The organism is Clostridium sp. MT-14 (assembly GCF_042436595.1).
GTDB lineage: Bacteria > Bacillota > Clostridia > Clostridiales > Clostridiaceae > Clostridium_B > Clostridium_B aromativorans.
Map to the genome: position 1 here is coordinate 16,952 of NZ_JBHMIY010000029.1, position 18,410 is coordinate 35,361.

The following is an 18,410-nucleotide window of genomic DNA, read 5'->3' on the forward strand; positions in this document are numbered from 1 at the left end:
GCTCACTCATTTACCATATTTTAGATAGTAAACAAGTGAGTGATTTTCGCATTTCAATATTTTAAAATGCCTGTAAATCCTTCATATATCATTCTTTGGTGCTCCCAGCAGGAGTCGAACCTGTGACCTACTGATTACGAATCAGTTGCTCTACCTACTGAGCTATAGGAGCAAAGACACAATACTATTTTAATACAAATCCTGACTATAATCAAATATAAATTAATTTTATTTCACAATATTATTCTTTACTAACNAGTTGCTCTACCTACTGAGCTATAGGAGCAAAGACACAATACTATTTTAATACAAATCCTGACTATAATCAAATATAAATTAATTTTATTTCACAATATTATTCTTTACTAACAATTCACAATGATATATTGACTTACTCTTGATGAATTACGTCAAGATTCCCAAATTTACTGAACTGTCCCATCCATGCCAGTTTTACCGTCCCCGTAGGACCATTTCTCTGTTTCGCAATAATACATTCTGCTATATTTTTCTCTTCTGTTTCCTTATTATAGTATTCATCTCTATATAAAAACATAACTATATCCGCATCCTGTTCTATGGATCCAGATTCTCTCAAGTCAGAAAGCATAGGTCTATGATCTGTTCTTGCTTCTGGGGCACGTGATAACTGAGATATAGCAATAATAGGACACTGCATTTCCTTGGCAAGAGCTTTAATAGATCTTGATATTTCCGACACTTCCTGCTGTCTATTCTCTGAACTTCTTCCTCCTCTCATAAGTTGAAGATAATCCACAATTATGATATCTATACCCTTCTCTATTTTCAATCTCCTGCATTTAGATCTCATTTCCATAATTGATATACCAGCTGTATCATCTATAAAAATTTTTGAAGCAGCCAAAGGCCCTGAAGCTCTAGCAATATTTTCCCAATCTTTATCTTCCAAATTTCCAGTCCTGAGTTTTAACATATCTATATGGGCTTCAGAACATAATAATTTATACGCCAGCTGTTCTTTTGACATTTCAAGAGAAAATACAGCTACTTTTTTCCCTTCTCTCAAAGCTGCATATTCTGCTATATTAAGTGCAAAAGTCGTTTTGCCCATGGAAGGTCTTGCTGCTACTAGAACCATATCTCCTTTTTGAAATCCTGAAGTTTTGGCATCTAGTTCTCTAAATCCTGAAGCTATTCCTGTAGTTTCACCCTTATTGTTAAATAATCTTTCTATCTCCAAAAATCCTCTTTCAAGCACCACATTCATAGGCTCAAACTCCGATGTTTTCATATTGTTGGAAAGATCAAATATAGATTTTTCAGCCATATCAATGGTTTTTTCCACATCATCTTGATTATTATAGCTCTCCTCTATTATTTTTGTAGAAGCTTTAATAAGCTTTCTAAGGGTAGATTTATCTTTGATAATTTTTATATAAGATTGCAAATTAGCTGTGGATACAATAGATCCGCTTAGCTCGCTTATATAAGTTATTCCTCCGGCAGCATCAAGCTTGGACTTTGATTTTAAATTTTCCGTCAATGTTATTATATCAACAGCAATATCTTTTCTATATAGATCAAGTATGGAATCAAATATAACTTTATGGGCATCTTTATAAAAATCCTCAACCTTTAAGACCTGCATTGACTCCACTATGGCGGTTTTATCAATAAGCATTGATCCAATTACACTTTGTTCAGCCTCTATATTATGAGGTATATTTTTAAAAGGTACATCCATGGGAACCTCACTCCTAAGATTTTAATATTAAGTAAATTTATCTAGATTCACAATACCCACGATATCTATTCAAACATTATATCCATAAGTTCTTCTATATTGGATATAGTTCTTATCTTTATATCCTCGATATCATCAGATACATCTCCTAAATTTTCTTCAGGTATTAATACAGTTTTTATTCCCTTTCTTTTTGCACCGTAGATCTTTTCGAAGATACCCCCTACAGGCTTTATATTACCTCTTAAAGATATTTCACCTGTTACTGCTATATCCTGCCTTAAAGGTTTATTTAATAGAGAACTTATAATACATACCGTAATAGCAGCCCCTGCTGAAGGTCCGTCAATCTTTCCACCTCCTATTATATTCACATGTATATCATAATCCCTTATATCCTTATCAGTAGTCTTTCTTATAACCGAAGCCGCATTAAACACCGAATCCTTTGTCATACTTCCTGCAGTATCATTGAATCTTACAATTCCCTTCCCATTCTCTTTAGCTTTAAACACCACTGATTCTATTTCTATAGTATCTCCTATATATCCCATCACTCCTAATCCATAAATATGCCCTACTTCATATTTCTTTCTTGGAATAATTTCTTCAAAAGAAACAAGTCTACTTATGGATATAACCTTTTGCAAGTCATCTACTGAGATATTAACTTTATCCTTTATACCCTCAGCTCCACTATTATAGAGTACATAACCATAGGCATCCGCTAATATATTGACTGCCTTTCTTCCTTCAATGGTATATTTGCTTATAAGCTCAGATACACCATCTTCTATTTCTATATGAAGCTTATCAGCTGCATTTTCCACTATTCTTTTTATATCTTTTATAGAAAGTGGTTCAAAATAAACTTCAGTGCACCTAGATCTCAATGCAGGATTTATTTCACTAGGAGCTTTTGTAGTAGCACCTATTAGTAAAAAATCTGCTGGAGCTCCTTTTTCAAACAAATACTTTATATATTTGGGGATATTTTCATCATCTGGATCATAATATGAAGATGAAAACTGAACTCTCTTATCTTCTAACACTTTAAGAAGCTTGTTCTGAAGCATTTCATCTAATTCGCCTATTTCATCAATAAAAAGTACTCCTCCATGAGCCTCAGTAACAAGCCCTAATTTAGGCTCTGGTATACCAACTTCCGCTAGATCTCTTTTCGTACCCTGATAAATAGGATCATGTACAGAACCTAGAAGAGGATTTGTAATCTCTCTAGGATCCCATCTTAAAGTACTTCCATCTACTTCTACAAACTTAGCATCACTGCTAAAAGGAGTAAATTTCAACCTTTTAGCTTCTTCAAGGGCAATTCTGGCAGCTGTAGTTTTACCTACTCCTGGAGGCCCATATAAAATTATATGCTGCGGATAAGGCGATGCTATTTTCGAAATCATTGATTTTATGGCCCTTTCCTGACCCACAATTTCTTCAAAGCTTTCAGGTCTCAAAAGTTCCTGAATGTTTTTCCCAAATATTTTGGAATCCATCACTTCAAGCTTTGCATACTTTTTTAAAGTCTTTGCATTTTCGCACCCTTTTTGTTTCCTTATAATATTAAGCCTTATATCATCCATATATTTATCTTGACGTTCTATAAGATTTTTCTCCACTTCTTTTTCAATACTGTTTCTAACATACCTTTCCGCCAAAATTTCTGCAATCCAATTATTAGTATCCTCTAACGCATTCTGTGCTTCTGATTGATTTGGTACAATATCCAGACCTTTTCCATCACTTACTATTTTATTTAGAGCATATAATCTCTCTAATACATTTTTACTATTTACATAGTTTTGAAGTTTATACTTTACTATCCTGGATTTTATAGTGCCCTTATCCATCATTTTTTTCAATAAATTATTCAGTACATTCACTTGAGTATCTAATGATACAGAATTATTTATATCCTTTTTTAATCCGTCCATAAACTGCAGTTTCACAAATTTTCCTCCTTATTCTTCTTCAATAACCACTTTTATCTTAGTAGATATTTCAGGGTACAATTTAATCTCTACAAAATAGGCACCAAGTTGCCTTATATTATTAATCACTATTTTTTTCTTATCTACGTTTATATTAAATTTCTTTTTAAGCTCATCCGAAATATCCTTACCCGTTATTGAACCAAACAATCTCCCATTTTCTCCCGATTTTACTGTCAGTCTTATTTCTTTCCCCTTTAAATTTTCTGCAAGTTTTTGTGCCGCTTCTATTTCTGAAATCTTCTGTTTTCTCTGTGCCTCCTTTTTATTGTTCCATATATGAAGATTTACATCATTTGCTTCCTCAGCAAGTCCTTTGGGTATCAAATAATTTCTTGCATATCCATCTGAAGTTTTTACTACCTCTCCTTTTTCCCCTAATGATTTCACGTTTTTTAGTAATATAACTTTCATTTAATTTTCATCCTCCTCGACATATTTCTTTATAACAGTTTTTAATTTTTCCAGTGCTTCATCTATAGTTACAGCTTCTAATTTTGCTCCTGCCATAGTCATATGACCACCACCCCCTAAAGCTTCAAGTATAATCTGTACATTTATATCACCTAAAGATCTTCCACTAATAAATATCTCGTCTTTTATTTTAACAAAAACAAAAGAGGCTTGAATACCAGTAATATTTAGCAGTTCATCTGCTGCCTGGGCAATTAGCAATATAGTTCCTATTTCTTCAGGACATATTGCTATGGCAATGTTATTATATATTTTTGCTGATTTTATAATTTCAGCTCTTTTTAAATAGGTATCCAGATCGTCAGAAAAAAATTTTTTTACATTTATAGTATCTGCTCCCAATCTTCTTAAAAAAGAGGCAGCTTCAAAAGTTCTCACTCCAGTTTTAAAATAGAAATTTTTAGTATCCACACATATTCCTGCAAGAAGAGCTTCTGCCTCTATAGTTTTTACTTTCGGTTTTTCCACCATATATGGTAACATTTCAGTAATTAGTTCAGAAGTAGAAGAAGCATATGGTTCAATATAATTCAGAAGAGAATTTTCAATAAAATCCGGAGGTTTTCTATGATGATCAATTATGGCCATTCTATTGAACTTTTTAACCAAATCCATATTTTGAACATATCCTTTACTATAAACATCTACTATTATGAGAAGACTGTTTTCATTTACATTATCTTCGCAATCCCTACTGTGTACAAAAGCATTCCCATATTCTTCCTCTTCTTTTATCTTATTCAGTATGAGTTTTATACTCTCATTACTATTATCCAGTATTATAAAGCATTTCTTATTCAATTGAGTTATTACGCTATGTAAACCTGCTGAAGAGCCCAAGCAATCTATATCAGGATTAATATGACCCATAATAAATACATTACTGCTGTCCCTTATTATATCTACAAGTGCCTGTGCTATCACCCTTGCTTTTACTTTGGTCCTCTTTTCAACTTCCTTGGTCCTGCCGCCATAGAACAATAACTTATCTTGAGTTTTTACTACTGCTTGATCTCCACCTCTTCCTAGTGCCAATTCTTTGGCTGATACCGCATATTTTTCATTTTCTTGCGGACTTTCTCCTCCTCTTCCAACACCTATGCTCAATGTCACCGAAAGTTTATTTCCCATATTTATTTCTCTTACAGCATCAAGTATTTCAAATTTCTTTTCCATTTCTTGTTCTATATATTTGTTTTGTACACAAAATACATATTTATTTGATTCATACTTCCTTACCATGGAATTTAAACTTTGAGCGTATATATTTATAGTTCTCTCTATTTCAGCTATTATAAGAGGCTTATCATCTTCCTCCATAGTTTTTATAACATCATCAAAATTATCTACTTCTATCAGCATTATTGTATTTTTATTCGCATCTATAGAAGACATAATATTATATGAATTCGTCACATCATAAAAATATAATATCATAATCTTATCTTTAGAGTCTTCAGAAGTTTCCACTATATTTGCATATATATCATAGTGTTTATCCTCAATCTTTATATATCTGAATATATTTTCTCTTCCATTTGCAGCTTGTTTTATGTTAAAATCTCCAGCTATATTTTTAATATTCTGCCCCAATATATCCTTACCTTTTAATATAAGTGAAAAATTCTGATTATACCATAATACATCACCGGTCATTTTTATTATAACAAGTGGAAATGGCAACTTTACAAGAGTACTTCTAGTAGCTACATCAAGTTTAGATGAAAAATCCTCTATAAATTCCTTCCATCTGTTCTTTCTAGATCTGGTATTTTTTATATTATAAATTATAAGAAATACATATAAAAAAGTAGCTGTAATACCTATATTTATATGCCCATATAATATCAGCATTAAAATAAGCACTGCAATTATTATCATATATACCTTATTGCTATTTATAAAATAATTGTACTTATTATCCATTAATATAAGCCTCCAGTTATTGTTTTTTTGATTTTCTATAAGGGTCAAGTTTCCTAAAATCAAATATCATATCTATAAAACCTGCCAAAACACAAAATAATGATAAACTGGATAAAGCTGCAAATACTATAATGATAGCAACAATTTTTTTAGATATTCTAAATTTTTTCATTAAATAATATGTTAACAATGCCAATCCATCTATAAGGAATATAAGTTGTAATATAATTTCTGAAGAGGTAATCATATACTGTCCAATAGCCATATTTTCTCTATCAAATAAAATTCCACTAACAAGTATTAATCCCACTAATGTTCCCAGCCTAGTATTCATATACCATTGGTTTAAGGGTTTAATTCCATTAACTTGATATTTTAATTTTATAAGTATGGCTCTGGTTATTATGTAATTTAGATATGACAAAATAAATGAAATAATTATTATTCCTGCAGGAATAAGTCTCATAACATATTCTGGTGTAAGTACTTTAAGCATATTTTCCATAGAAGCAAATTGATTACTTGATACACCAGCTTTTTCATACATGCTTTTGCTTAAATTCATGGACTGCTTAAAATTTTCCAACATCCCATTGACAAATCCATATATTCCTTCTTTACTTATAAGCATTATATGTACAGCAAAATAAAAAATTATTCCCACTGCCATAGATATAGATAAAAATATTATAGTAGTTCCAAATTTCTTCTTATTTTTTATGCAATATCCTAAAGTCATTCCTGTTAATCCTATTAATACTATTAAAGATAATGCAGCTATGGGATTATAAAACATTGATATCAATATATCACTAGCTATGACAGAAATCAAAGCTATCTTATAATCTTGTCTAATATACAGTACAGTTATAGGTATTGGCAATATAAAATTAACAAATATAAAAAATATGGGTACATATATATTTATTAGCATTATTACTACTATAAGTGCTGTAGTTAAGCTGCCTTCAATAAGTGCCTTTGTATTATACATCCTTTTTTGCATTTTTACCTCCGCTAACTCTTTTCTTTCAGATGATTATATAATTTACTTAAATTTTTTCCATGTTGTTCTATTTTATCTTCCTCAATTATACCAACTTTCAATTTTTTTTTCATGGTTTCATCTACTTCCACATGGGAATATCCCAATCTTTCCGCAAGCAAATATAAAATTATTATTGCCCCGGAAATACAATCCAGTATGGATTCCCTTGCCACATTGCTTCCCTTTGTAAGCAATTTGAAAAAATCTCCTATTATACACAAAAGATCTGCTTTTAAATCTTCTATAATCTTAACATCATACATTATATTAAAATTCTCTTTATTCATACGTCCTTTTACCCCCCCATCATTTAACTTGACTTTAGTCCTCTTATATAATTTTACAAAACATATCCTATTCCTATAATTCTAACTTATGTATAATAATATTATACATAAGTTAGAATATAATATTAAGCTAAAATAGTAATTTAAAAGATTATTATTTTTAATATAAAAAAAAGTGAAGAATAAAATTCCTCACCCTTAAAAATTATTCTGTTGTAAATGGCAATAATGCTATATTTCTAGCTCTCTTTATAGCTTCAGTAAGTTCTCTTTGATGTTTTGCACAGTTTCCAGAAATTCTTCTTGGAAGAATCTTCCCTCTTTCTGTAACATATTTTCTCAATTTATTTATGTCTTTGTAATCTATAGATTCAGCTTTATCCATACAAAAAGCACAAACTTTTCTCTTAGATCTTCTCATCTTACCAGAATTTCTTCTTCCGCCCTCTCTATTGGCCATAAAATTCATTCCTCCTTACCTTTAAAATGGGATATCTCCATCATCAACTGGTGTAATATCCTCTCCATAAATCTCTTCATTAAAACCTTTAGTTTTATCTAAATTTTCTGATGAATTTTCATTATATGAATTTCTTGCAGTTTTTTCTCCCCATTCAAGGAATTGAACTTCTTCTGCAATAACTTCAGTAACATATCTCCTACTGCCGTCTTTAGCTTCATAACTTCTAGTTTGGATTCTACCGCTAACACCTATAAGCTTTCCCTTGCTCATATAGTTTGCTGTAGATTCAGCTTGCTTTCCCCATACAACAATGGGAATAAAATCCGCTTCTCTCTGTCCATCCTTAGAAAATCTTCTATCAACGGCTATAGTAAAGGTTGTAACTGCCTTACCCATTCCCGGTGTAAATCTCAGTTCTGGATCTTTAGTCAATCTTCCAATTAAAACAACTTTATTCAATTAAAACACCACCTATTTTTCATCCTTTACTATTATGTGCCTTATAACTGTGTCTGTAATTCTAAATATTCTATCTAATTCTTTGGGTAATTTAGAATCGCAACTAAAATTTATTAAGGTATAATATCCTTCGTTAATTTTATTTATTTCATAAGCAAGTTTTCTCTTACCCCAAATATCAACGTTTTCTATTACTCCTCCACCATTTTCTATCACATCCTTAAATTTTTCTACATTAGATTTAAAAGCCTCTTCATCTAATGATGGATGCAATATAAATATAGTTTCATATTTTTTCATTGATTCCACCTCCTCCCTTTGGACTAATGGCTGTAAACTTTACAGCAGGGACTACAGCTTATTATTTTACCACTGATTTCACATAAAATCAATCAATTTAACTCATTTACGTAGTTTTTATATTGTCAGGATTCTGCTTAATAATTCTCTTCACATTTTTAGAAAATTTGTTTCTTGGAAGCATTACTATTCTTCCACATCCACAGCATTTAATTTTTATATCAGCCCCAAGTCTTATTATTTCCCATTCATTGCTTCCACAAGGATGGCCCTTTTTCATCTCTACTATATCACCCATATAAAAAACTTTTTTCATTCATTATCCCTCCTTTAACAATTTTATCGATAAACAAGGAGTTTTTATATTTTCTAGTTTAAACATCTCTCCAATTTCTCTTCTAAGTTTAGTTTCCATATTCCACTGAGTCATTGGTTTAGTTTTACCAGATACTCTAATTGTCACTTTGTCATCTGCTATTTTCATTATTCCCTGAACAATTGGTCCTTCTGTAATAGCACCGTTTTCTTCCTTAAATTTACTACATAAATTGGACAGCAGACTTATAACTCTATTTATATCCTCTTCGTAAGAAACATCAATATCCACTACAATTCTCACATTTCCCTTGGAATGATTAGTAACTCTTGTAATAAGCCCATTTGGTATTATATGTAAATCGCCATTAAAATCTCTTATTTTAGTAACCCTGAGTTCTATACTTTCCACAACACCACTTTTGTCATCTATACTAATATAGTCCCCAACTGAAAACTGATCTTCAAATAGTATAAAAAAACCATTGATAATATCTTTTATGATATTTTGCGCTCCAAAACCAATTGCAACTCCGCCTATTCCTGCAAAAGTTAATCCAGTAACACTTATCTTCGGTGATATTATTGAAATTATAGTAAATATACCAAAAAAATATACCGAGTATTTCAATATACTTTTTAAAATGGCTCCAACCGTTTTGGCCTTTTTATCATTCAATGATATTTTAAAATTTTTTTGTCTTGAAACATATTTTGTTATAATCTTATTTCCTATTTTAATAATTAAATACATAAAGAGCAATATTAATGTTATCTTAAAAATTACTTCTATAAAATTAAAAATGCTTTCTTTATATATAGATATTTTTCCTATTTTAACAGCATCATCTTCTACAACAAATTTTAAAAAGGAAAACATCTTATTGAATAACATATTTTACCTCCAAAGTTACACTTGTATATATCCATTATCACTTCTTTTATAAATATTTTTAACAACCAGTTGTTCCTGCTCAATCAATTTTTTTACCATTTCTATATCCTCATCATCGATTTTTATACTTATTCCACAACTCCTGGTAATAACAGCTGGTGTCGGCATAACAGCAACTTTAATATCTTTTTCTTTTAAAAGCTTTTCTCCATTTATAGCGCCATGAGTATTCTTAAAAGTTATTATATAATAATCTTTCATAATTATAATAACAGCCTAAATAAAACTGTAACCTCCTGTAAAATTTTACAATAATTATATACAATATCAATTTATTAGTTTATAATTATGTATATACTTAATTTACTATTTTATATATTATTATAACAGAAATATTACTGCAAGTTTATAAAATATATATCATTTATAATTATTTTACAAAAGCTTTTCAATCCTGCATACACACTTTTATATTGCTATTAACATTTATGAAAAAACAAAAAGGAGTTGTCATCACTCTGTGAAAGAACTGATAAACAAAATCGATAAAATTGCTTTATTTTTTATACTTTATACATTAATATTTTTAATATTTTTTAGCACTATTGATTATACACTGCCTTTTGTATTAGCTTTAGTATGTGCACTAATACTCAGAAGGCCAACTATATTTATTACCAAGAAACTGAAGCTCAGCAACGGAATTGCCTCTTTAATTACAACTACAGTATTTTTTACAATAATATTGATTATACTCTCCTTTGGAATAGTAGTCATGACCCAAGAAGCCATCCAATTTGGAAAAAATGTTCAATCATATATTTCTAATAACTACAATAATATATATAACTCTATATATAAATTGCAAAAATATTACAACAATTTAGATCCATATATAATAAATACCTTCGAGGGAAATTTTACAAATTTTATTAATAAGGCATCTAATATAGCAGTAAGCTTTTCCGGGAAACTTGTAAGTTATCTAGTAAATTTAGTAGCCACAATACCTTATGTATTAATGGTGATACTCTTTACATTGCTGACAACATATTTTTTTACAAAAGATATGACTTCCTCCAATGTAAGTATACCTAATTTACTTCCAGATAACAAAACAGCTAAGCTATACAAAATATATAATGAAAGTAAAAAAATGATTGGAAATTATTTATTATCATATATGATTATCATTTCACTTACTTTTATAGAAACTTTAATAGTATTCTCAATATTTAAAATCAAATATGCACTGATATTAAGCATTATATGTGCTATAGCAGATATATTACCTATTATAGGAATAGGAATTATATATATACCTTTAGCACTCATTTATCTGATTACTACAAATAATTATGTTATTTGCCTTGGATTGATAGTATCTTACCTTATAGTCTCGATTATTAGACAGATTATTGAACCTAAAATAGTATCTTCCTCTTTAGGTATACATCCTGTGGCAGTGTTAGCATCCTTATTCATTGGATTAAAGGTCAACGGTATCTCAGGAGTAATATTTTGTATATTTTTAGTTATTTTCTTTAATATATTTAGAAAATTAGATATGTTATAGCACCTTAGATTTATGAAATATTATTATATGTATAAATAACCTCCTTATGGTAAAAACTACATTATAGGAGGTTTTCTTATGATTAAAAAAATGATAATAGATCCATCATCTTCAAATTCAATATTTATCTTAAGAGATGTTATAAGCAACGAAATATATCCTATCATAAAGTCCGGAAGAACTATAATAATACTATGCATAGGTACAGATAGATCTACTGGAGATAGCTTAGGTCCTATAGTTGGATATAAACTAAAACTTTTAATGAAAAATAAAGTTGAGTTATATGGTAATTTACAATATCCAGTACATGCAAAAAATATAACAGATGTGATAAATGAAATAAATTCTAAATACAATAATCCATTTATTATAGCTATTGATGCCTGCTTAGGTGCAATTCAAAATGTAGGTAAGATAATAATCGAGACAAAACCACTTCACCCAGGATCTGCAATGAATAAATCTCTGCCTCAAGTTGGTGATCTAAGCATCACAGGAATTGTAAACATATGTGGTACTATGGAATTTATGGTATTGCAAAATACCAGATTGTTTACTGTAATGCAGCTTGCTGATACAATTTCTAGAGGAATATATCATTCTATGTTAAAAACTGTAGGCGTAGAAAACTCAAACAATGTTTTTATAAATGCAGAAACTTAATATTTCAAAAAACTCTATCCCTAAGTATATATTCTATTTCTTCTGCATTTTTTCTCCCTAAATCAATTATCAAGGTATTCTTATTTTTTATGTGCAAATCTGCAAGTCCATTATCTTTCAATTTGCAAATTACAGCATCATATTTTGTATCTTCATTGTCATTTACTATTATATATCCTTTTTTTCGCAATTCATCTCCTATGTAATTTAAATCCTTTGGAATATATATTTTCATATAAAAAACCTCCTTAAAAAGTAATTTTCCCTTAAGGAGTTTTTTTATGTAAATAATCTATATTCTTTTATTTATACATTCCTCTAGGACCTGTTTTTCCTCCTGGGACAGTTCATATCTAGACATACCACTGTCTATAGGCTTTGCATAAGTTGTACTTTCATCTCTTCCATATATTCCAGTAATTATCACACCATCATTATTTTCATCCAATAATGCAATTGAGAAACTAAGATCACTACCTACATCTTCAAAAGCCCTATATCGTATGATTGATAATTTCTGAATACAATTTTTTACTTTTGAATTTAGATTACTATACAATTTTTTAATATCATCAGATTCTTTTTTTACATTATCTATATTATCTAAATATTTTACAATAAGTTCCTCCAAATTTTTGCCATTTGAGCCACGCATAAGTTTTCTATACCTTTTTTCCAATCTATTTAGTGATTTAAAAATTATAACATTCATGATTAACAATATTATCACTAATACAACTAGTCCAATTACAATATACAATTGCAAATTATTTATTAAGTTACTGATATTTTGCATATTTTTCTCCCTTCATGATATAAAAATGTTTCACGTGAAACATCAAAATTTATTAAATTTTTAATATATCTAATATTCTCTGTAAATCTTCCTGAGAATAGTATTCTATCTGTATTTTCCCCTTATCCTTTTTATTTATCAATAAAACCTTAGTTCCAAATAAATTTTCTAATCTCTCCTTTATATCTAAATAATAAATATTTTCCTTTTTAACAGATTTTTCTTCATCTTTTTTTGTAGAATTCAAATTTTTAATAATTTTTTCTACATCTCTTACCGTTAAATTTTTATTTATTATATTCAAAGCTAACTTATACTGCAATTCTCCATTTTCTACGCCCAAAAGTGCCCTTCCATGCCCTTCACTAATGATCCCATCTATAAGATATTTTTGAACTCTTTCATCTAGATTTAGGAGTCTCATACAATTAGAAATTGCCGTTCTGGACTTTCCTATTCTACGGCTTAATTCTTCTTGAGTTATATTAAAATCATTAATTAACCTCTTATAGGCTAAAGCCTCTTCTATGGGATTTAAATCCTGTCTCTGTATATTTTCTATAAGGGAAACTTCCAAAATCTCTCTATCAGATAAATTCATTATAATTGCAGGTATTTCTTTAATACCAATAAGTTTAGCTGCTCTCCATCTTCTTTCACCTGCTACTATGTTATACGTATTATCTTCAATTTTATTAAGTATAAGAGGTTGTATTATACCATGTTCTTTTATTGATTGAGAAAGTTGTTCTATTTTATCCTTATCAAAACTTTTTCTAGGTTGAGTCTTATTAGCTTTTATAAAATCAATATTAATATAATTTATATCATTTTGGGCTCCTTCTCCTTCATCCTCTAAAGTGTTATCAGGTATCAATGCTCTAAGTCCCTTACCTAATCCATATTTTTTACTCAAATCCTATTCACTCCTTTTGCCTATGTAAAAACTCTTTAGTCAATAATTCATAGGCTTCCGCCCCCTTACATTTATCGTCATAAAGCACTACAGGAAGCCCAAAACTCGGAGCTTCTGCCAGCCTTATATTTCTAGGTACAGTAGTTTTATATACTTTATCTTTAAAAAACTTTTTCACTTCCGAAATAACTTGAGTAGATAAATTAGTTCTCATATCACACATACTCATAATTACACCTTCAACTTCTAAATTCTTATTTAGTGACTTTTTAACTAATTGTATCGTGCTTATTAGTTGTCCAACTCCTTCTAATGCATAAAATTCACATTGAATAGGTATAATAACACTATGAGATGCTGTAAGTGCATTTATAGTTAATAGTCCCAAAGACGGTGGACAATCTATGAATACGAAATCATATTCTTGTGTTAAGCTTTTTAATTTGTTATTCAATATATTTTCTCTATTCTTTTTATCTATAAGCTCTACTTCAGCACCAGCTAACTCCATTGTAGAAGGAATTATAAAAAAATTATCTATGAGCTCACATTTTCTTACACTATCATCTATACTGATTTCTGAGTTTAACACATCATATATAGAATTTTCTATACCTCTTTTATCAATACCTAACCCACTAGTAGTATTTCCCTGTGGATCGATATCTATATCCAATACCTTATATCCCTGTATAGCTAAATATGCACTCAAATTAATACACGTAGTAGTTTTTCCAACTCCACCTTTTTGATTAAATATTGATATAATTTTTATACTGTTCACCCCCTCAATTCATTCTTTACTTTATTTTTAATTATATATTTTTATTTAAAATAATAAAAGAGTTTTCATATAAATTTAATTTTAAAATAAAATAATCATATACTTTTTTAAAGTGTATGATTTTACGATATAATTATTTAGTTTATAAAAAATAAGATGTTTCACATGAAACATCTTATTTTTTAGGTATTGTAATTATTATTTGTATTCTATCGTCAAAATCCTGGGATTTATAATTCGCATTTAACCCATATTTATCAAATATCTGTTTAACTGTATTTATATAAACCTTAGGAGAAAATATCCCCTTTATTTTTTTTGCCTTACTTTTTTTTGTTTTTCTGTTTATGATTTTATCCAATTCCCTACTGATGAGTTCTTCTGTCTTCTTCACATTTAAATTTTTTTTAACTACATCTTTCAATACCTTTTTCTGAAGCTCCACAGTAGGAAGCTTAAGCAGTGCTCTTGCATGTCTCTCAGTTAAACCATTATCCAATAATATATTCCTAATTTCATTATCTAATTTCAATAACCTGATCTTATTTGCAATAGTAGATTGCTTTTTTCCTATAACCTCAGCTAATTTTTCTTGAGTATAAGAATGATCTTTTATTAAATTGTAATATGCCTCTGCTTCCTCCAAAAAATTAAGATCTTCTCTTTGCAAATTTTCTAAAAGTGCTATAGCCGCAGATTGTTTATCACTTATATCAACTATTATTACAGGTACTTCAGTTAATCCTGCCTTTTTTGCCGCTTTAAGTCTTCTCTCTCCAGCAACCAATTCATACTTATTTTCACCTAATTTTCTCACTGACAAAGGCTGAATTACCCCGTATGCATTTATGGATTGAGCCAATCCTTCCAAACTCTCTTCGTCAAAATATTTTCGTGGCTGATATACATTAGGCAAAATTAAATCTACAGGTATATAATTAATATTCTTTTGCATATTTAATCATCCCTCTTATGTTTCCTATTATTAACATTTCTTTATTCTTTTATAAAATCCTGCTAGTTCGTATAAATTTCGTATGACAAATTGCTACATTTATTTCAGTGGTTTTTTAATAATTACTCCCGATTTTCTTGGGTAAATTTTAGGAGTTTCCCTAATCTTTTTTATTACGACTAAATTATGATTAAACCCATAATTTTCTACCTTGATTATATCCTCTACTTTCCCACCTAAAATATTAATTGCATTTCTACCATCTTTTATTTCATTCTCCACTGCAGGACCTTTCATAGCTATAAAATATCCATCTATTTTTACATATGGAATACAAAATTCACTTAAAACTGCCAAATTTGCCACTGCTCTTGACACAGCCATATCAAACTTTTCTCTATATTCCAGTTTTTTAGAAAAATCTTCTGCTCTTCCATGTATACAGTTTATCTCATCCAATTTAAGTTTTAACACAACTTGATTTAAAAAATTTATCCTCTTATTTAAAGAATCTAACAGTGTGATTCTTTTTCTTTCATCAAGTATCTTAATAGGAATTCCTGGAAATCCAGCTCCTGTTCCAACATCTATAATATTTAAAGCAGCTTTTATAGGTGAAAATTTAAATATTTCTATACAATCTATAAAATGCTTTTTAACAATATCCTCGTCTTCTACTATTGCAGTAAGATTCATTTTATTATTCCATAATTTTAATATATCTTTATATTTCATAAACTTGTTATACTTTTCTTCATTGAAACTCAATTCAATATCATTACATACTTCTTTCATAATTTGAAAATGATTCATAAAATTTCTCCACATCATTGTTATTTTAAATGACTATCAAATAATTCTAAAGTTCAGATAAGAAATGCTTTTTTGTATCTGAGCTTTAGAAGAATCTAGAAAAAAGCAATTAGCCCTTAGATAAAGCTCTTTCTCTGATTCTTTTTTCCATATAAATCAGCAATACAGAAATATCCGCCGGTGAAACCCCTGAAATTCTAGAGGCCTGGCCAATATTCATAGGTTTCACTTTATCCAATTTTTGTATAGCTTCTATCCTCAGTCCTTTAATCTCAGCATAATCTATATCACCAGGTATAAGTTTGTTTTCAAATTTTTTAAATTGATCTACCTGCTCAAGTTGTTTGTTTATATATCCCTCGTATTTTGAAATTATATTAACCTCTTCCTGAACGTCCTCACTTAATTCAGGTCTGTTCATATCCAACCCCTCTACATTAAAATAATTAAGCTCTGGCCTTTTAATCAGTTCATATAAGCTAACACTTTTTTTTAATTCAGAAGAATTCAATGAATTTAAAAAATCAATCACTTCTTTTTTCGGTGTTATTTGGACACTTTTAATTCTACTCAGTTCTTTTTCTATATTATACTTTCTTTTCAAATATCTTTTATATCTTTTTTCATCGACCAGCCCTATTTTATACCCTATTTCCGTAAGCCTTAAATCTGCATTGTCCTGCCTAAGCAATAACCTGTATTCAGATCGAGATGTCATCATTCTATAAGGTTCTTCAGTTCCTTTTGTAACTAAATCATCTATCAAAACACCTATATAAGCATCAGATCTCTTTAAAATAAAAGGTTCCTTTCCTTTAGATTTAAGAGCAGCATTAATACCCGCAATTATTCCTTGGGAAGCTGCCTCCTCATATCCAGAGCTCCCATTTAACTGACCTGCTCCAAATAGACCTTCAACTTTTTTGAATTCTAAAGAAAGCTTTAACTGAAGTGGATTTATACAGTCATATTCAATAGCATAACCTGTTCTTAAAAATTCTACATTTTCAAGCCCAATTATAGTTTTATACATGGCAATTTGTACGTCTTCAGGCATAGATGTAGAAGCACCATCCACATACATTTCATCTGTATTTTCTCCCTCAGGTTCTATAAATATTTGATGTTGTTCCTTATCTGGAAATCTAACTATCTTATCTTCAATCGATGGACAATATCTTGGACCTACAGATTTTATTGATCCATTATAAAGTGGTGATCTATCTATATTATTTCTTATAATTTTCGATGTATTTTTTGTAGTATAAGTTAAATAGCAGGAAACTTGATCTCTATCTAATTTTTCACTCATAAATGAAAATGGAATTATCCTTTTATCACCCGGTTGCTCTATCATCTTTGAGAAATCTACACTTCTCTTATTTATCCTAGCAGGTGTACCCGTTTTAAACCTCCTAAGTTCTATCCCTAAATCAAGTAAACTCTGTGAAAGATCATTAGATGGCATAAAACCATTGGGACCAGAACTATAACTAACGTCTCCTATAATTACTTTACCTTTTAAATAAGTTCCTGTAGCCAAAATTACAGCCTTCGCTTGAAAATATGCCCCATTTTTAGTAAGTACTCCACAAACTCTTTTATTTTTATCTGTTTTTATTTTTACTACTTCCAGCTGCCTCAAATACAAGTTGTGCTGTTTCTCAATTACTCTTTTCATTCTCCCTGAGTAATTTCTCTTATCAGCCTGAGCCCGCAATGAATGTACTGCAGGTCCTTTTGAAGTATTCAACATTCTTGATTGAATAAAAGTATGATCGATATTTACGCCCATTTCACCTCCCAACGCATCTATCTCCCTAACCAAATGACCTTTGGCCGTTCCTCCGACATTAGGGTTACAAGGCATAAATCCTATGCTATCCAAATTCATAGTACACATCAAAGTTTTACATCCCATTCTAGCTGCAGCAAGCCCTGCCTCACATCCGGCATGACCTCCTCCTACAACTATTACATCATATTTACCCGAAAAGTATTCCAA

Annotated in this window: 21 protein-coding genes and 1 tRNA gene; 2 read left to right on the top strand and 20 right to left on the bottom strand. The window is 29.7% G+C overall.

The annotated features are described in order from the left end of the window. Positions 1–96 precede the first annotated feature (96 nt). The 13 genes from ACFHWD_RS16350 to ACFHWD_RS16410 form a co-directional block, all read right to left on the bottom strand. Positions 97–172: transfer RNA gene (locus ACFHWD_RS16350), tRNA-Thr, on the bottom strand. Positions 173–391: 219 nt separating this feature from the next. Beyond that, a complete protein-coding gene (locus ACFHWD_RS16355; RefSeq protein ID WP_179978235.1) occupies positions 392–1,726 on the bottom strand; it encodes a replicative DNA helicase in 1,335 nt (444 codons plus the stop codon). 65 nt (positions 1,727–1,791) lie between these two features. After that, on the bottom strand, positions 1,792–3,690 hold the full coding sequence (gene lonC, locus ACFHWD_RS16360; protein WP_150357033.1) for a Lon family ATP-dependent protease: 1,899 nt from the start codon (positions 3,688–3,690) through the stop codon (positions 1,792–1,794). Positions 3,691–3,702: 12 nt separating this feature from the next. Continuing rightward, positions 3,703–4,146, bottom strand: a complete 444-nt coding sequence (rplI, locus tag ACFHWD_RS16365) for a 50S ribosomal protein L9 (protein ID WP_378062702.1) — start codon at positions 4,144–4,146, stop codon at positions 3,703–3,705. Next, positions 4,147–6,132 carry a DHH family phosphoesterase gene (locus tag ACFHWD_RS16370; protein ID WP_179978236.1) on the bottom strand — a complete coding sequence of 662 codons (1,986 nt, stop codon included), beginning with the start codon at positions 6,130–6,132 and terminating at the stop codon, positions 4,147–4,149. It abuts the gene before it with no gap. Between the two features lie 16 nt (positions 6,133–6,148). Beyond that, positions 6,149–7,138, bottom strand: a complete 990-nt coding sequence (locus ACFHWD_RS16375) for a YybS family protein (RefSeq protein WP_378062703.1) — start codon at positions 7,136–7,138, stop codon at positions 6,149–6,151. An 11-nt stretch (positions 7,139–7,149) separates the two neighbouring features. After that, complete coding sequence (locus tag ACFHWD_RS16380) at positions 7,150–7,467, bottom strand: MazG-like family protein (protein WP_150357037.1); 318 nt, start codon at positions 7,465–7,467, stop codon at positions 7,150–7,152. Between the two features lie 205 nt (positions 7,468–7,672). Next, positions 7,673–7,927, bottom strand: coding sequence for a 30S ribosomal protein S18 (gene rpsR / locus ACFHWD_RS16385; RefSeq protein WP_179978238.1), 255 nt, complete (start codon positions 7,925–7,927; stop codon positions 7,673–7,675). Positions 7,928–7,948: 21 nt separating this feature from the next. Continuing rightward, positions 7,949–8,389: a single-stranded DNA-binding protein gene (locus tag ACFHWD_RS16390; protein WP_150359051.1), complete on the bottom strand. Its 441-nt coding sequence runs from the start codon at positions 8,387–8,389 to the stop codon at positions 7,949–7,951. Between the two features lie 12 nt (positions 8,390–8,401). Continuing rightward, positions 8,402–8,689 carry a 30S ribosomal protein S6 gene (rpsF, locus tag ACFHWD_RS16395; protein WP_150359052.1) on the bottom strand — a complete coding sequence of 96 codons (288 nt, stop codon included), beginning with the start codon at positions 8,687–8,689 and terminating at the stop codon, positions 8,402–8,404. A 106-nt stretch (positions 8,690–8,795) separates the two neighbouring features. Then, positions 8,796–9,005, bottom strand: a complete 210-nt coding sequence (locus ACFHWD_RS16400; protein ID WP_150359053.1) for a DUF951 domain-containing protein — start codon at positions 9,003–9,005, stop codon at positions 8,796–8,798. Positions 9,006–9,008: 3 nt separating this feature from the next. Beyond that, complete coding sequence (locus ACFHWD_RS16405) at positions 9,009–9,899, bottom strand: mechanosensitive ion channel family protein (RefSeq protein ID WP_179978239.1); 891 nt, start codon at positions 9,897–9,899, stop codon at positions 9,009–9,011. A gap of 15 nt (positions 9,900–9,914) precedes the next feature. After that, the gene (locus tag ACFHWD_RS16410) at positions 9,915–10,160 is read right to left on the bottom strand and encodes a DUF3343 domain-containing protein (RefSeq protein ID WP_150359100.1); all 246 of its coding nucleotides are present in this window, start codon (positions 10,158–10,160) and stop codon (positions 9,915–9,917) included. A 259-nt stretch (positions 10,161–10,419) separates the two neighbouring features. On the opposite strand from ACFHWD_RS16410, the gene ytvI reads away from it, so the two are divergent. Both ytvI and yyaC read left to right on the top strand, forming a co-directional pair. Continuing rightward, positions 10,420–11,475: a sporulation integral membrane protein YtvI gene (gene ytvI / locus ACFHWD_RS16415; RefSeq protein ID WP_150358933.1), complete on the top strand. Its 1,056-nt coding sequence runs from the start codon at positions 10,420–10,422 to the stop codon at positions 11,473–11,475. Between the two features lie 78 nt (positions 11,476–11,553). Beyond that, a complete protein-coding gene (yyaC, locus tag ACFHWD_RS16420; RefSeq protein ID WP_378062704.1) occupies positions 11,554–12,141 on the top strand; it encodes a spore protease YyaC in 588 nt (195 codons plus the stop codon). A 4-nt stretch (positions 12,142–12,145) separates the two neighbouring features. On the opposite strand, the gene ACFHWD_RS16425 is transcribed toward yyaC, so the two are convergent. The 7 genes from ACFHWD_RS16425 to mnmG form a co-directional block, all read right to left on the bottom strand. Beyond that, positions 12,146–12,376 (bottom strand): YkuS family protein, encoded by a 231-nt coding sequence (locus ACFHWD_RS16425; protein ID WP_150358935.1) that lies wholly within the window; start codon positions 12,374–12,376, stop codon positions 12,146–12,148. A gap of 57 nt (positions 12,377–12,433) precedes the next feature. Then, positions 12,434–12,937 (bottom strand): DUF4446 family protein, encoded by a 504-nt coding sequence (locus ACFHWD_RS16430; protein ID WP_179978240.1) that lies wholly within the window; start codon positions 12,935–12,937, stop codon positions 12,434–12,436. 52 nt (positions 12,938–12,989) lie between these two features. Next, the gene (locus ACFHWD_RS16435) at positions 12,990–13,853 is read right to left on the bottom strand and encodes a ParB/RepB/Spo0J family partition protein (RefSeq protein WP_179978241.1); all 864 of its coding nucleotides are present in this window, start codon (positions 13,851–13,853) and stop codon (positions 12,990–12,992) included. 7 nt (positions 13,854–13,860) lie between these two features. Beyond that, positions 13,861–14,628 (bottom strand): ParA family protein, encoded by a 768-nt coding sequence (locus ACFHWD_RS16440; protein WP_150358938.1) that lies wholly within the window; start codon positions 14,626–14,628, stop codon positions 13,861–13,863. 184 nt (positions 14,629–14,812) lie between these two features. Beyond that, a complete protein-coding gene (noc, locus tag ACFHWD_RS16445) occupies positions 14,813–15,592 on the bottom strand; it encodes a nucleoid occlusion protein (RefSeq protein ID WP_179978242.1) in 780 nt (259 codons plus the stop codon). A gap of 99 nt (positions 15,593–15,691) precedes the next feature. Then, entirely contained in the window at positions 15,692–16,405 is a 714-nt protein-coding gene (rsmG, locus tag ACFHWD_RS16450) for a 16S rRNA (guanine(527)-N(7))-methyltransferase RsmG (RefSeq protein ID WP_150358975.1), read from the bottom strand. 109 nt (positions 16,406–16,514) lie between these two features. Further along, a complete protein-coding gene (gene mnmG, locus ACFHWD_RS16455; protein WP_179978357.1) occupies positions 16,515–18,410 on the bottom strand; it encodes a tRNA uridine-5-carboxymethylaminomethyl(34) synthesis enzyme MnmG in 1,896 nt (631 codons plus the stop codon).